The organism is Armatimonadota bacterium (assembly GCA_016223145.1).
Lineage (GTDB): Bacteria > Armatimonadota > Fimbriimonadia > Fimbriimonadales > Fimbriimonadaceae > Nitrosymbiomonas.
In genome coordinates this window covers 139685-154486 of the sequence record JACRPN010000014.1, presented here as the reverse complement: position 1 = coordinate 154486, position 14802 = coordinate 139685, and the positions used below count along the sequence as shown (strand labels likewise).

Sequence of the window (14802 nt, the reverse complement as noted above, 5' to 3'; positions counted from 1 at the left end):
AGAGAACCGCCATGTCGATGCAAGACCTCTCCAACACCAATTTCGGCGCCTCCAAGCGCTTCCGACTGATTCTCCGCGAGTCCGGCGTCACGCGCGAGATGGGTGGCGAAGAGATGTCGCTCGCCGTCGGCATCGTGGACAACATCTTCATGAACGCCCTTGAAACGGGCACTTCCGACATCCACCTTCAGCCGGAGCGCGACCAGTTGCGCATCCGCTACCGCCAGGACGGTGTTCTCCACTCGACTGGATTCCTTCCGCCGGAGCAGGCCACGAACGTGCTCGCCAGGCTCAAGCTCTCTGCGGGCATGCGGCTCGACGAGATGCGCGAACCCCAAGATGGCCGCATCGATATGGAGTACCAGGGACGGCGGCTCTCTTCCCGCGCTTCCTGCGTACCTTGCTTGAACGGCGAGAAGATGGTCCTTCGTATTCTCGACCCAACGGCGATGAAGGTCGACTTGATGAAGCTCGGAATGCCGGAGGACGTGCTCAAGAACTGGCAGCGAGCGATCAATATTCCCTATGGCCTCGTCATCGTCACGGGCCCCACAGGTTCTGGAAAGACCTCCACACTCTACGCGTCGGTGAACCAGCTCGACCACAAGACAAAGAACATCGTCACCGTCGAGGACCCGGTCGAATATGAGTTCGAGCAAAACATCGCCCAGGTTCAGGTCTCGGAAAAGATGAGCTTCCCCAGGGTCATGCGCTCGTTCCTGCGCCAGGACCCCGACATCATGCTCGTCGGTGAAATGCGCGACCCTGAATCGCTTGCCATTGGCATCCAGGCGGGTCTGACTGGCCACCTTGTGCTCACCACCATCCACACCAACAACGCCGTAGAGACCATCGGACGAATGATGGACATGGGCGCCGAACCCTACCTCATCGCGGGTACGTGCGTTGCCATCATGGCCCAGCGCCTGGTGCGCCTCAATTGCCCCAAATGCCGAACTCCCTATACACCCGACGATGACGAGCTTCAACTCCTCAAGGTGACACCCGAAGAGCGTGAAACGGCAAAATTCGCTAAGGGCGCAGGCTGCCCGGATTGTCGCGGAACGGGCTACAAGGGGCGTATTGGTGTCTTTGAGCTGATTGTAGGAACGACGGACTTCCGCCACGCAGTGGCCTCCAAGGCGGACTATCGCGAGCTGATGGCCGCCGCCCGCCAGCAGGGATTCAGGACAATGCTCGAAGACGGAAAGTCGAAAGTCCTTCAGGGCTGGACGACTGCCGACGAGGTGTTGCGAGCGGTGTTTACGCAGGCGCTCGACTAGACCCCGCTTCCTGCTCAAAAGCCCTCAGGCGTCAATTCGCCCAGCATTTCTATCAGCCATACTGGAGATGGATCGTTTCGTGCCCGATCATTCGTCTGGAGTCAACCCCATGTCGTTCCTCGCCCAAGCCGACGTCACCTGGACGGATGTCCTCATGCTTCCCCTGCTCGCGGTGATCTTCGGGCTTTTCGTCTACATCGTCGGCTATCGAAAGGAAATGGCGGGTGAGAAGGGCGTGTGGCGCTGGCTCGGCGTAGCGCTCTTCGTTCTTGGCTGCTATGTGGGCTGGAGCTACTTCTATAACATGTTTGGCGGCAGCGCCGATGCCCTCCTCTACCGCGCCCAGATCGAGGGCGGCGGCCCCAACAAGAAGCTTCGTATCGCGCACTACGCTTCGTTCCTCTTGCCCTTTGCGTCGCTTCTCGTGGCGCTCTTTCTTGAGTGGCGTCTCAAGCGAATGACCATCTACGAGGACTGATCCAGGCAACCCAATCCGGCTCCCATTGCGGCTATCCTAACCGTGATGGTTTGTACGACTCGGTGGCCGCTTTTTGCCGCTCTCGTCCTCGCTTCCGGCTGTTCGGCGCCTGACAGGATCGGCCCCCAACCTGATGGCGGCCACAAGGTTGCCACGGGACAGTACCTACACCCTGCCGGCAAGCAGGTTCACATTGCGGCGCGCCCCGTGGACATGGCGCTGTCCAGCGACGGCGCCATCGCCTTCGTCAGGGAGAACCGCGGCGTCACGATCGTCGACGTTGGGTCGGTGCGCGTCCTGCAAGAGCTTGAGATCAAAGGCGGCGCTTCCTACACAGGCATCGAGGTTTCGCCGGACGGCTCCTTCTGGACCACCACTGCAGCTTCCGACCTCGTGCACGTCACACGGTCTGCCGAGGGCCGCTGGGCGGTTGCCGAGACCTTGACCCTTCCAAAACCCATCGACAAAGGAGAGGCTTATCCCTGCGGCTTCGCCATCTCGCCGGATGGCAAATCCGCCGTGGTCTGCCTTTCACGCAACAACGCGATCGGGATCGTAGACCTCGCCTCGGGAGTCACCGTCCAAATCCCCTCGGACATTTGCCCTTACTCGGTGACGGTGGATTGGGAACGCTCGATGGCCTATGTGTCCTGCTGGGGCGGCCCTCCTCCCGACTCGAGCGCCAGGCGCGCGCCGTCTTCGGGCACGCAGGTCGCCGTCGACGCCCGGGGGATCGCGAAGGGTGGGACCGTCGTTCTTATCGATTTGAACCTGAAGCGACGCGTGCATCGCGTTCCGGCCGGCCTTCAACCCAGCGACCTCCTGATCGCCCCGAAAGGACAGAGACTCTACGTCGCGAACGCCAACTCCGACCAGGTCTCGGTGATCGATTTGGCGAAATGGAGGGTCTCACAGACCCTCGTGACGCATACCGAGCCGGGCCAGCTTTTTGGGAGCGCTCCGGGAGCCCTCGCCCTATCGCCCGACGAGAAGCGGCTCTTTGTAACGCTGGGCGGCAACAACGCCGTCGCCGTCTTTGATGTCTCTGGCCCTGCCAAGATCCTGGGCCTGATTCCCGTCGGGTGGTACCCAGGGAGCCTCGCGCTTTCGGGCCAGACGCTCTGCGTGGCGAACGTCAAGGGTGTTGGGTCTCGTTCTGGGCCTCGTGAGGGTGGAGGCCATAGCGTCTACGATTTCAAAGGCAGCGTGAGCCTAATACCCTTGCCCACTCCCGATGCTCTGAAGGCGATGACCCAGCGCGCCAAGGCGGACGCCCAGTTCAAAGAAGCCTTGATGGCATTGGAGCGTGGCCGTTCGAAAGGTGCGGCAAGGCCCGTGCCAGCCAGGCTGGGTGAGCCCTCGTCGATCGAGCACGTCGTCTACATCATCAAGGAGAACCGAACCTACGACCAGGTGTTCGGCGACCTTGAACCGGGGGACGGCGACCCCAGGCTATGCACGTTTCCCCGCAAGATCACACCAAACCACCACGCGCTCGCCGAGCAGTTTGTGCTCCTTGACAACTACTACTGTAACGGCGTGAACTCGGCCGACGGGCACGCCTGGGCCGTCGAGGGCAACGCCTCGGCACACCTCGAGCGGTCTTTTGGCGGCTGGACCCGCAGCTATCCATTCGGTGACGACCCGCTAAGCTACACCACCACCGGGTTCATCTGGGACAACGTCCTGAAGCACGGCCTCACTTTCAGGAACTACGGAGAGTTCGTCTATTCCGACCCAAAGCCCGACAAGACGTTCAAGCAGGTCTACGACGACTACACGAAGGGGACGAACAAGGTCAGAATCGAGCACAAGATTGGAGTCGAACGCGCCAAGCTCTACGCCAATCCCAGGTTCCCGGGATGGGGGATGAAGATTCCCGACGTCCTCCGTGCCAAGGTTTTCCTCGACGACCTGAAGGCATTCGAGCGAAAAGGCCAGTTTCCCAACTTCGTGATCATCTACTTGCCCCAGGACCACACGTCAGGCTCCGAGGAGGGCATGCCAACGCCCCGCGCCCACATGGCGGACAATGATCTTGCCCTTGGGAGAATCGTGGAAGGGCTCTCGAAGTCGAAGTTCTGGAAGAAAATGGCGATCTTTGTCAACGAGGACGACCCGCAGAACGGCTTCGACCACATCGACGGCCACCGATCGCTCTGCCTCGTTCTCAGCCCCTATTCGCGCAATCGCGGCGTGGTAAGCCAGTTCTACAACCAGACGTCGGTCCTGCACACGATGGAGCGTATTCTCGGGATACCTCCGATGAATCAGATGGACGCCATGGCCCCGGTTATGTCGGCGTGCTTTGGCGCGAGAGCGGACTTGCGGCCCTATCGGTGTCTGCCCTCAAACGTTCCCCTCGATGAACTGAACCCCAAGAAGAGCGCTCTGAAGGGCGAAGCGAAGTATTGGGCCGAGCAATCTTCAAAGCTCGACTTCTCGCGCCCCGACGCAGGGAACGACGACCTAAGGAACCGCATCCTTTGGTATGCGACGATGGGCGCGAAGCCCTATCCGTCCGAATGGGCAGGCGCCCACGGGCGCGGACTCGCTCGCAAAGGGCTCAAGCTCGCTGCAAGCAATCTCCGAGACAGCGACGACTAGCCACGTTCCGCAGAGAACCCAAGAGGACGCGCGGGAACCCTTGTCGAAGTTGAAACTTGGCTTTCGGAGTCCAAATATGCTTACGGCACTGCTTTTCGGCGTCGCATTCGCTTCCCCACCCAGCCCCATCACCTTCGGCTATCAGGAGTTCAGCCGCGTCCTGCAGTCCGCGGGTCTCAGCAGCCGTGTTTCAAACGTGACTGCGAAGGTGGACCCAAAGGTTGGTGTCGAGCGCTATCGGATCACCTCCGACGGCAAGAAAGTCTCCGTCGTCGGCGGCGACGCAAACGGCGTGATGTACGGGTATCTGGAGCTAGCGGAGCGGGTTCAGAACGCCGGCGACAAGGCCCTCGCAAAGGGCACGGCAATAGGTAACCCTTACCTGGTGGACAGGGGCCTAAACCTCTTCCTTCCCTTGCCTTGGGACTACGCGAACAACCGGAACGACTCCGATCCCGCCGCGCTGATCGACCCCAAACGCTGGTTCTTCATGGACGACGACTATTGGCAGACGCTCTTCAGGCAGATGGCCTGGGCGCGGCTGAACTGGCTGGACATCCACGGCCCGTACGATCTGGACACGACGCGCTTCCCCAACCTCTACGCCTACTTCATCCAGAGCGACAAGTTTCCGAACGTCGGCGTTGCGCCGGAGAGCAAGAAGATCCTGCTGAACCGGCTGCGCTGGATCATCAAGCTGGCGCATGAACACGGCATCAAGGTCAGCCTCATGAGCTATGAGGCTCGGTTCGACATCCCGACCAACCCACGCCCCGGTTATGCGGGCACCGAGAAGGAGGTTTACGACTACACGCGCGAGGTCGTCTCCAAGATGATTCGGGAGGTCCCGGAGCTCGATAAGATCGGCTACCGCGTAGGGGAGAGTGGGCGCGGGGCGGAGTTCTTCAAGTGTTATGGAGAAGCCGTAAAGGACAGCGGGCGTGAGATCCCGCTTTACACCCGAAGTTGGGTGACGCGCAAGGCGCGCGTGGTGCCGCTGGCGCGGGCGAGCAAGGACTTCACCGTCGAGATCAAATACAACGGCGAGCAGTGGGGCGCGCCGTACATCATGCAGGGCGGCCGGGTTGCCAATTGGTACAGCTACTTCTGGGAGGATTATCTTTCGTATTCCGGGCCGGAGGGGGCGCGGATGTGGCCGGGGAATCCCGGGGAGGGTGGCCAGGTGGCAAGGTATTCAGGTGCTCGGAGCTTGACCGGAGACACGAGGAACTCCGCAGCGCCCCAAAACCCGAAAACCAGACAACCTGAGAACCTCTCCCGCTGGCCCAGCCAGCCCTACAAAATCGTCTGGCAGGTCCGTGCAGACGGCACGCACCGCATCTTCCCGTTCTATCAGCCCGAGTGGACGCGGCGCTCAATCCTGAGCATGAAGGTCGGCACCACGAGTGGCTATACGGTCGAGCCGGTTGGGGCGTATTTCCCGCAGTCGCCTGCCTATTACATGAAGGACCCGAGCAAAGCAGGCTACCGGTGGCTGCACCAGCGCAACGAGATGTACATGGCCTGTTGGGGACGGCTGGGCTACGACCCGACGGTGCCCGAATGGAAGTTCGACAAGATGATCGAGCGGAAGTTCGGGGCGAAGGTCGGCAAGCCCTTGGCGGAAGCCTGGAAATCGGCCAGCAAGGTCATCCCGACGGCGTACATGGCGTACAGTCTTGGTCCGGACCATCGCAACCACGCTCCGGAGTTGGAGTGGGGAGGGGATACGGGCTCGTATATCGTCAACGGTCCGTTCGATGAGCACGCTTTCAAAACCCCTGCCGAGAACCTCGCCTACAGGTGGACCGGAGGAAAGGACGGCCGCTCGGCTTGGCAAGACACATTAGCCTTCATGTTCCATTCGCCGGTCCTCTTTGCCGTAAACGACGGCTTCCCGGCCCGATGGAAGGAGTCGGCAGCCAAGAATCTACAAGCGGCGGAGATCCTAGTCGCCGTCGAGCAATTGAAGGCGTTCGCCAATTACTACGGGTCTCGTTTCATGGGTGCAGATGCTGTTGCTCAACTTGAAGCCGGACTTAAGAATCCCGCGATTGGACAGCAACTCTCTCAAGCCTCGAAGGAGATGACCAAGGCTTGGGAAGCGATCTCTGAAGAGCCCTTTTACAAGCCATTTACCGACCGCCTTCGAATGGGCACGCATGCATATGCCTGGAGTTCCCAGCTCGCCTCGGTTCAAGGAGCCGCCAAGAGTCTGTCAGACCTGGCAAGAGGGCTTCCACAGGGCGGGATGGCAGCCGTAGCGGGCCCATCGGCAATGCCGCCGACCTCCCTCAAAGTCGCCGTGTTCGATTCCGAGGTGAAGGTCTCTATTCTGGCCACCGGCCTTAACCAAGCCTGGCTCTTGGAGAAACCCCTTCCCTCCTCGACCTTTTTTCACAAGTCCCCGATGGTTCGGCAAGGCGACAAGTTCGTTGCCACCTTCAAGCGGGAGGTCTGGGGGCACTGCGTCGCCGCGGAGGTTGAGATGAAAAACGGCACGGTCCGCCGCATTCCCTGGTGGCAAAAGGAGCAGCCCTACCTCACCGTCCCTTCCCTCCCCAAGCAGACGCCGACGATCTACTCCAGCGAGGAGGCGATGGCCTATCTCGATCCCAAGATCCTCGACCCCAGCAAATACGGCTGGCTGGTCGTGGCGTTCCGCGCAGGCGACTTCAACCGTTTCGACACGGCCACCCAGCGCAAACTCCTCACGGCCGTCGACAAGGGCATGAACCTGCTCGTTATGCAGCAGGATTTCGTTTCGGGCCGCTATAGGTCGGATTACTTCCCCATCAAACCAAGGCTAGAGAATCGTGCCAGCGCGGTGTTCGACCCACAGGGAGCGCTCGGCATGCCGAAGGTAGAGACGGCAGAGATCCTTTCTCAGCCTATCGTTGGGGGTGGCGCGCCGTCGGCCCAGTCGGACAGGTCCGACAAGTCAGACCCCTCGGACAAAGCCTGGAAGGTCTTCGGCAACGGCGGAGTCGCCAGCCTACGCTATGGCAAGGGCACCATCTGGATGGTCCAGGCCCGGATCATCCAGCGGATGCACATCCCGAACGCGGCAAAGGCTCTGCTGGCGCTGCTTCAACAGACCGCCCCAATCCGCAATCCCCAATCCACAATCCGAAATCCGAAATCCGAAATGAGAAGGCCCGCCATCCTCATCGACACCGGCACCGAGAACGCCACTTACGCGACCTCAGTCATCCCCGACTTCATGAACGCGCACGACCTCCCCTTCCTCACGCTCGGCGAGGTCATCGCCAAGGAACAAGGCATGAACTCCAACAAGATCATCCCCGGCGCCGTTTCGGACGACGCCGTGCTCGGCGGCAAGGGCCCCGACATCATGAAGAACTTCCTCGAGGCCAAAGTCAAGGCCGCCGCCGCGCGTCCTTTGCCGAAGTCCGTCGCCGAAGTCGGGCAACGCCGCCCCGTGGACCGCAAGGAGTTCATGCGCATGATGGGGCTCGACCCTCTGCCCCCGCGCACGCCGCTGAACGCAAAGATCACAGGCGTCTTCCATCGGCCCGGCTATCGGGTCGAGAAGCTGGTCTATGAGAGCCGCCCGGGGTTCTTCGTGACGGGGTTGTTGTATGTGCCAGAGCCTTTGGGAGCGTCTTTGGGAGTGCGCGAGCTTGCTCGCGCTTTTCCTTCTGCGGCTGAGGAAAATGAAAGTGAAAGCGCGAGCAAGCTCGCGCACTCCCAAACATTTCCCGTCATCCTCGACGTCCACGGACATTGGCCCGTGAAAAAGCAGACCGGCGTCGTTCAGGACCGCTGTATCTTCCAGGCGCTGCGCGGCTACGTCGCGCTCTGCATCGACACGCCGGGGCACAGCTTCGAAGCCGACGACGCGCCGATCGAGCGCCGATGGCAGGGGCAGCACAACGACTGGTCGCTGATGCTCGGCTCGGCGAACACCACCGCCCTCTACGCCTGGGATGCGATGCGCGGACTGGACTATCTGGAGACCCGGCCCGAGTGCGACACGAACAAGGTCGGCATCACCGGCGCCTCGGGCGGCGGGCTGGCGACGCTCTACACCTTTGCTGCCGACGACCGCATCAAGGTCGCCGTGCCCGTGGTCTATGCCACGAGTCTGGAGGTCAACCCGCACAACGGATGCCTGTGCAACCACGTTCCGGGGACCCTGCAAGTGGGCGACCGCAGCGACATCTTGGCGATCCGCGCACCCAACCCCGTGCTCGTGATCGGCGCGACCGTCGACACCGAATTCCCGCCTGCAGGTACGCAGAAGACCGGCGAGAAGCTGCGGGCGATCTGGAAGCTCTTCGGCAAGGAAGACGACGCCCAGTGGAAGGTTTTCCCCGGCGGGCACGACTACAACCAGGCCATGCAAGAACTTGCGATGGGGTTCTTTGACAAGCATCTGAAGGGGGTCGGCGACGGCTCGCCCGTCCCTAGGCCCGCGTTCAAGAATGAGCCCGACAGCAGCCCAGAGACTCAGGTACTTGGCGGCAGGACGCCCGACAGGGCGATCACCCAACGCGACGTCGCGCTCCAGAACCTGAAGCGCGCCAGGGACCACACATGGGAAGAGGTTTTGAAGCTGAACGGCGGAACGCCCACCGCCTGCCCATTGAACTGGAGCGAGAAGCCAATCGATGGGTCGAATAAGTCCTATGTAACCTACCAATCAGAAGCCGGCTTGACCATTCCTGGCATCCTCTGGAAGCCGGCGGGCCAGCCCAAGGCCACCGTGGTTCTAATCAGCGAGGGTGGCAAGGCCGCGGCCGGGCGGGAGTTCGACGTGCCCTCGATGCTCAAGGAGGGCTACGCCTGCCTCGCGATCGACGTTCGCGGCTTTGGCGAGCTTCAGGGGCTGGACCCACGGCTCATGACCTATCTCGGCACCGCCGACGCCTTCGCGATGGGATGGGACGCCGCCGTTGCCGCAAAACATCTTGTGGCACAGGGCCAGAAGGTGGTTGTGGCCGGCCAGGGGGCGACCGGATCGCAAGTTGCCCTCTTTGCCAATCTTCTGGAGCCTGGAGTCACCGGCGTCGTGGGGCTGGACGGGCTGGAGAAGTGGGAGGACGGCTTCAGCGGGCAGGCTCCGACCCACGCGTTCATGCCCCGTGCCGACCAAGCGGCCAGACTCGCCACCCTTTGGAGCTGGGTCAGAAACAAGGAGGCCTATCCCCTTCGCGAGGGCCCTCGGCCCGGAGCCGCATCGCTGGTCAAAATCGTGCTGTCTCGCTGACGGGCACGGCAGGCGCAGGCGGGCTTGCCTGCCAGATCGGCTCGAACGCCTCAGCCGCTGTCGGCGGCTTCTGCAGCCCGTAGACGAGCTTGAGCCCGAGATACTGAAGCCGCTCCCACGGGAAGCCCTTCGGGTCCGGTTTGCGCCCAGGCGGCATCGCAATGTACTCGTGGCTGGTGATGTACTTCAGCGTCGGAAACCGAAAGCGCATCGCCCCAATCAGGTAGCCGACCACTTTGATCTGCTCCTCGGTGAACTTGTCCACGCCGTCCCCGGCGTTGACGATTTCGATGCCGATCGAGAAAGCATTGACGCCGGTCCGACCCTCGATATCTTTGCTGACCCCCGCGTGCCAGGCTCGGCTGAAGGTGGAAACATGCTGAAGGATCGAACCGTCCTTGCCGATCGTGTAATGCGAACTCACGCGGCTTTCGGTGCTCGCGAACCACTTCGACGTTCCTTCCAGGCTCCCGTTCGCCGTATGATGCAGAACGATCGTGTCGACGACGGTGCCGGAAGGGCGCTCGTCGAAATTGGGGGACACGTACCACTCCAGTTTCGCGAAACCGGGAGCCACGAAAGCTTGAGGTTGAGGCGCTGAGACTGGCACGCTGGGTTTCGGAGCGACAAGGCTCACGATGGCGAAGGATACGATTGCGCTGATGGACATGGACACGGGTGCACCAAATGGAATTGGTTTCCATTATCGGGTATCAAACCGCCCATGATGGCCCGAATCGCAGAAAAACGTGACCTATCCGCGATTCAGCAGATCCTGAACCACGAGATCGAGCACGGATTTGCCCACTTTGGGACCGTTCCGATCTCCCTGGAGCAGTTGGCCACCGAATTCGAGAGTAGGGCCGAGAAGTACCCCTGGTGGGTCCTCGAGGACGAGGGCCAGGTGCTGGCTGTCGCCCGCACGAGCCCGTGGAAGGCTCGTGGTGGTTACGCGCAGACCGTGGAGGTCGGCATCTACGTGCGTTCGGACCAGCAAGGCAAAGGCTTCGGCAAGGCGCTCTACGGCCCGTTCTTGCAGGCCGTGGAGGCAGCCGGCTTTCACACCCTGCTCGCTGGCATCGCGCAGCCAAACGAGCCGAGCGTGCGCCTCCACGAGCGCTTCGGCTTTTCCCACGTGGGCACCCTGCCCGAAGTGGGCTTCAAACTCGGCGCATGGCGAAGCGTCGGGTATTGGGCCAAGGTCTTGCCCAAGCCCGAGCCTCAATAGAACGTAGCGTAATAGTCGAAGTCTGGATCGGTGCCCTGCCGGATCGCGCTCACTTGGCCGATGTGGTACCAGTCTTCCGTCGTGAAGGAGACGACCTCCCACCATAGGGGCTGCTTGCCCGCATACACCGCGTCGATTTCCGCGCTGAGGTCCTTGCCTGTCAGAAAAGCCCGCACGCGCTCGATCTTGGCTTTGTGGGTCTCCCCCATCAATGCCATCAGCTCCTCGACCGAAGCCGAAGGATCGGGCCGAAACGACTCGTAATCGGGTTCACCATGGCCCTCTAGCATCAGCGGAAACACCCTATCGTCGACGATCAGGTGAGCCAGCGTCTCCCTGGGGCTCATCACGTTGGGATAGGGTTTGGCGTCCCACTGTTCCGGGGTCAGACCCTCTACGAGCTTCAGAAACCAGGCTCGGCTGGCTTCGAGTTGGGTGATCAGTTGTTCTGTGTTCATCACCCCCATATTACACGACATTAGTCTACTGGTTGTCAAGGGATTCTTCGGCCAACGCGATCGTTCTTGGGCGCAGCGCCCACCCTAGGAACACAAGGCCCACCACGCACGCCAGACCCGCCTGTGCCCAGAGGCTGGACGCCGCCTCGTGAGGAATGGGCGACGCAAAAGCCTCGGAGAGCTTTATGTCCCTTAGGCGCTGACGGCTGACCACCATCAACAAGAGCGAGCCGAACGTCAGAACGCTCGCCAGCACGACCTTCTTGCGGCAAAAGTGCATCGCCGCCAGGGCAAAGAGGACACCGAACCACAGCGCTCCGGTCTCCAGTTGCCCTTGGCCCAGGAATTCGAGGCGGATCGGCTTGGGGATGGCGAAGAGGTACCAGGGTCCGACGATGAAGTTGATGGCGGTGGCGATGATGAACCACCGCGCGCCCAGCGCTGTCGTCTTCAGGCCGGCATCGTTCGTCACCTTTCTTGAAATGAACGCGAGCCACAGGCCGCCAATGGCGGGGCCGCTCACGAGGAAATGGAAGAACCTGGCAAAGGCGAGGTTTCCGGCGAGGTTCACAGAATGCCCTCCAAATCCCTGCGCCTGGAGTTGATCGTAGGCGAGGACGTCCGGAAGAGTCAGGGCATTGGTGGTGGCGACGGCGCTCATGCCCACCGCGAGAATCGCGAGCACCCACGAATAGCCCCACGAAATGGCGCCCTTCTTGGCGCCAGAGGCCATGAGAACGGAAAGCCCGATGGCCACGATGCCCGCGATCGCGGCGGGAACCAACCACGCCTGCTGGGCGGACTCGCCGATGAAGAGCCAGCCGTAAACCGCGTCCAGGCCAAAAAGCTGGCCGATTCCCAGAAACACAGTGGCCGCCGCCAATATGGGCATGGCCGGGGCCAAAGTGCACAGGATGGCAGCGTGGAGAGGCGAGGACCTGCGCTTCAGCCCGCAAACGCCGGCTATCACGAGGGTGCCCACGAGGGCGTTCATCGCCACCACATAGAGCGCGAAAAGCGAGCAGAGCGCGAACTGAGCGAGGCTCATAGTACGTGAAGCCTACCCCGCAATCTCACCGGCCCCGCCGGGTGTAGCCAAGGTCCTCGTGACCAGCGGGCTTTCGGAACCGTCTGAAGCTTCATGGTCACGACCCTATCGTTCGCTCTTGCCTTGATCCTCCCCGTTGGTGGCCAACCCGCGAGCCGTGCCGAAGGCAGGGCCGGGCTTTCGATTCTCTTCTTGGGAAACAGCCACACCGCGGGCCATCAGCTTCCCGACATGGTCAAGTCCATGCTTGAATCCGGAGGCGAGAAGGTCCAGGTCAAGGCGATTTTCGGGGCGTTCCTCGATGACCTTGCCGTGAACCCGAACGTGTTGAAGGAGATTGACTCAGGCAATTGGACCTTTGTGGTGTTGCAGGGCGCCAGGCTCAGCAGCAGCCACCGGTTTGAATACTCCAAGATGCCGGGGATCGATCTGGCCAAGAGGGTGCTCAAGAAGGGCAAGACGCCTGTCCTCTTCGCCGAGCACCCTCGCAGAGGATGGGACGAGGCCGCCTGGCAATACGCGCAGTACCAGCAGATCCAGACCAAGGTCTCGAAGGACACGGGAGGCAAGGCTATCGGCATCGCGCCCGTCTGTTACGCCTATGCGGAAGCGCTTAAAAGAGACCCCAAGCTCGATCTGTGGGAGTTCGATGGCAACCACGCCAACCTCCCTGGAAGCTACCTATCGGCGGCGACGATTGCCTGGTTTCTGAAGCCTGGCGCAAAGATCACTTTTGTCGCAACAGGTGTCGGCCGTCAGGCAGCCAAGACTCTGCTGGCGGCGGCGCGCAACGCTGTGAAGGAACATCGTTAGTTGGCCCCTTTTGATAATCTGCACTCTTTCGTGTGATTTGAAACATACCGCTTGAGTGCCCGGGCGCATCACAATGGGTGGAACATGGAAGTTTTCGCCCCCAAGTCCCCTCTCTTCAACGCATCGATGGTTCCATCGACTGTAGGGTGTGAGAACCGATGAATTACCCCCAGATCATCCAGGGTGGAATGGGGGTTGGCATCTCCGGTTGGAGGCTTGCCCAGGCGGTGGCTAGCGCCGGGCAGCTTGGCGTTGTGTCCAGCACGGCGCTCGACACGGTGCTGGTGCGCAGGCTTCAGCTTGGCGATCCCGGCGGACACATGCGGCTCGCGCTCGACGCATTTCCAATCGTGAAGATCGCCCAGGAGGTCTGGGACAAGTATTACGTCTCCGGGGGAAAGGACCTCCATGCGCCATTCAAGTCGAAGCCCATGCCCTCGCTCAAGCAAAACCGGGCACTAGCCGACCTGGTCGTGCTTGCCAACTTCGTCGAGGTGTACCTGGCCAGGCTTGGGCATCAAGGCCTCGTTGGGATCAACCTCATGGAGAAGATCCAGCTTCCAACGCTTCCGTCCCTTTTTGGAGCACTGCTGGCAGGCGTGGACTATGTGCTGATGGGCGCGGGAATCCCCCGGTTCGTGCCTGGCGCTTTGGACAGGCTTGCTGAGGGCGAAAGGGCGGAACTGCCCATCTATGTCGCCAACGCCCCTAAGGATGAGGCTTTCTATAGCAGATTCGATCCAGCGGCCTATCTGTCTTCCGGAAGCGTCAACCTCAGGCGGCCGAAGTTCCTGGCCATCGTCGCGTCCAGCCCGATCGCGGCCACTCTGGCCAAGAAGAGCAGCGGCAGAGTTGACGGCTTCGTCGTCGAGGGTCCCCGAGCCGGAGGGCACAATGCGCCGCCTCGCGGCCCCATGGTCCTTGGCGAAACGGGGGAACCGGTCTATGGAGAGCGCGACGTCCCCGACCTGAACGCGATCAAGGACCTGGGCCTGCCATTCTGGCTCGCGGGGTCCTACGGCAGACCGGGGATGCTCAGCCGAGCGCTCGATCTTGGTGCGACGGGCATCCAAGTCGGCACCGCCTTTGCGTTCTGTGAGGAATCCGGGATGGCCCCTTCGATCAGGGAAAGAGTCCTCTCCAGGGCAAGGCAGAAGAACGCCCAGGTGTTCACGAACGCCTTGGCCTCACCGACCGGGTTCCCTTTCAAGGTCCTCGCGGCAGAAGGCTCCCTCTCCGAAGAGGCGGTCTATGGCGGGCGGGCAAGGGTGTGCGACCTTGGGTATCTCCGGGCGCCGTATCTGCGCGAGGACGGGACGATCGGCTACAGGTGCCCGGCCGAGCCGGAAAAGGACTTTGCCGAAAAGGGTGGCAACGCAGACGAATGCGCTTGCCGCATGTGCCTATGCAATGGGCTGATGGCGACGGCAGGGTTTCCCCAGGCTCGTAAGGACGGGAGCCTGGAGCCGCCGCTCGTGACAGCGGGGGACGAAGTCGTGAACCTCAAGGACTTCCTGCAGGATGGCAAGAACGGCTACACGGCTCGCGACGTCGTCGAGTGCTTGCTTGGGGGCTAGAGCGCAGGTCAGAAGCCGCTCTGCCAGACCCAATGGGCCAACCTATTGAAGCGAAGGGCGAGGCCCTGGAACCTTAT

The 14802-nt window shown here is 61.6% G+C and carries 10 protein-coding genes; 7 read left to right on the top strand and 3 right to left on the bottom strand.

The annotated features are described in order from the left end of the window. Nucleotides 1–11 precede the first annotated feature (11 nt). The 4 genes from HZC36_13230 to HZC36_13215 all read left to right on the top strand — a co-directional run bounded on the left by HZC36_13230 (nucleotide 12) and on the right by HZC36_13215 (nucleotide 9601). Nucleotides 12–1283 (top strand): type II/IV secretion system protein, encoded by a 1272-nt coding sequence (locus HZC36_13230; GenBank protein ID MBI5707941.1) that lies wholly within the window; start codon nucleotides 12–14, stop codon nucleotides 1281–1283. Between the two features lie 79 nt (nucleotides 1284–1362). Then, nucleotides 1363–1761 carry a hypothetical protein gene (locus HZC36_13225; protein MBI5707940.1) on the top strand — a complete coding sequence of 133 codons (399 nt, stop codon included), beginning with the start codon at nucleotides 1363–1365 and terminating at the stop codon, nucleotides 1759–1761. 45 nt (nucleotides 1762–1806) lie between these two features. Then, a complete protein-coding gene (locus HZC36_13220; GenBank protein MBI5707939.1) occupies nucleotides 1807–4368 on the top strand; it encodes a beta-propeller fold lactonase family protein in 2562 nt (853 codons plus the stop codon). 76 nt (nucleotides 4369–4444) lie between these two features. Next, nucleotides 4445–9601 carry an acetylxylan esterase gene (locus tag HZC36_13215; GenBank protein MBI5707938.1) on the top strand — a complete coding sequence of 1719 codons (5157 nt, stop codon included), beginning with the start codon at nucleotides 4445–4447 and terminating at the stop codon, nucleotides 9599–9601. On the opposite strand, the gene HZC36_13210 is transcribed toward HZC36_13215, so the two are convergent. After that, complete coding sequence (locus tag HZC36_13210; GenBank protein MBI5707937.1) at nucleotides 9579–10271, bottom strand: N-acetylmuramoyl-L-alanine amidase; 693 nt, start codon at nucleotides 10269–10271, stop codon at nucleotides 9579–9581. The two genes, HZC36_13215 and HZC36_13210, sit on opposite strands and share 23 nt — an antisense overlap. A 54-nt stretch (nucleotides 10272–10325) precedes the next feature. On the opposite strand from HZC36_13210, the gene HZC36_13205 reads away from it, so the two are divergent. Beyond that, nucleotides 10326–10829, top strand: a complete 504-nt coding sequence (locus tag HZC36_13205; protein MBI5707936.1) for an N-acetyltransferase family protein — start codon at nucleotides 10326–10328, stop codon at nucleotides 10827–10829. On the opposite strand, the gene HZC36_13200 is transcribed toward HZC36_13205, so the two are convergent. After that, entirely contained in the window at nucleotides 10823–11287 is a 465-nt protein-coding gene (locus HZC36_13200; GenBank protein MBI5707935.1) for a DinB family protein, read from the bottom strand. The genes HZC36_13205 and HZC36_13200 overlap by 7 nt on opposite strands. A 25-nt stretch (nucleotides 11288–11312) precedes the next feature. Next, nucleotides 11313–12335 (bottom strand): hypothetical protein, encoded by a 1023-nt coding sequence (locus HZC36_13195; GenBank protein MBI5707934.1) that lies wholly within the window; start codon nucleotides 12333–12335, stop codon nucleotides 11313–11315. A gap of 93 nt (nucleotides 12336–12428) precedes the next feature. Between HZC36_13195 and HZC36_13190 the strand changes: the two genes are divergently transcribed. Continuing rightward, complete coding sequence (locus HZC36_13190) at nucleotides 12429–13148, top strand: hypothetical protein (GenBank protein ID MBI5707933.1); 720 nt, start codon at nucleotides 12429–12431, stop codon at nucleotides 13146–13148. Nucleotides 13149–13306: 158 nt separating this feature from the next. Beyond that, nucleotides 13307–14725 (top strand): nitronate monooxygenase, encoded by a 1419-nt coding sequence (locus HZC36_13185; GenBank protein MBI5707932.1) that lies wholly within the window; start codon nucleotides 13307–13309, stop codon nucleotides 14723–14725. The last annotated feature ends 77 nt before the right edge of the window (nucleotides 14726–14802 follow it).

What these genes read in the sequence shown, in the direction of transcription:
- HZC36_13205 (MBI5707936.1), top strand. Translation starts at nt 10,326, where the DNA reads ATGATGGCCCGAATCGCAGAAAAACGTGACCTATCCGCGATTCAGCAG.
- HZC36_13220 (MBI5707939.1), top strand. Translation starts at nt 1,807, where the DNA reads ATGGTTTGTACGACTCGGTGGCCGCTTTTTGCCGCTCTCGTCCTCGCT.
- HZC36_13185 (MBI5707932.1), top strand. Translation starts at nt 13,307, where the DNA reads ATGAATTACCCCCAGATCATCCAGGGTGGAATGGGGGTTGGCATCTCC.
- HZC36_13210 (MBI5707937.1), bottom strand. Translation starts at nt 10,271, where the DNA reads ATGTCCATCAGCGCAATCGTATCCTTCGCCATCGTGAGCCTTGTCGCT.
- HZC36_13200 (MBI5707935.1), bottom strand. Translation starts at nt 11,287, where the DNA reads ATGAACACAGAACAACTGATCACCCAACTCGAAGCCAGCCGAGCCTGG.
- HZC36_13195 (MBI5707934.1), bottom strand. Translation starts at nt 12,335, where the DNA reads ATGAGCCTCGCTCAGTTCGCGCTCTGCTCGCTTTTCGCGCTCTATGTG.
- HZC36_13215 (MBI5707938.1), top strand. Translation starts at nt 4,445, where the DNA reads ATGCTTACGGCACTGCTTTTCGGCGTCGCATTCGCTTCCCCACCCAGC.
- HZC36_13230 (MBI5707941.1), top strand. Translation starts at nt 12, where the DNA reads ATGTCGATGCAAGACCTCTCCAACACCAATTTCGGCGCCTCCAAGCGC.
- HZC36_13190 (MBI5707933.1), top strand. Translation starts at nt 12,429, where the DNA reads ATGGTCACGACCCTATCGTTCGCTCTTGCCTTGATCCTCCCCGTTGGT.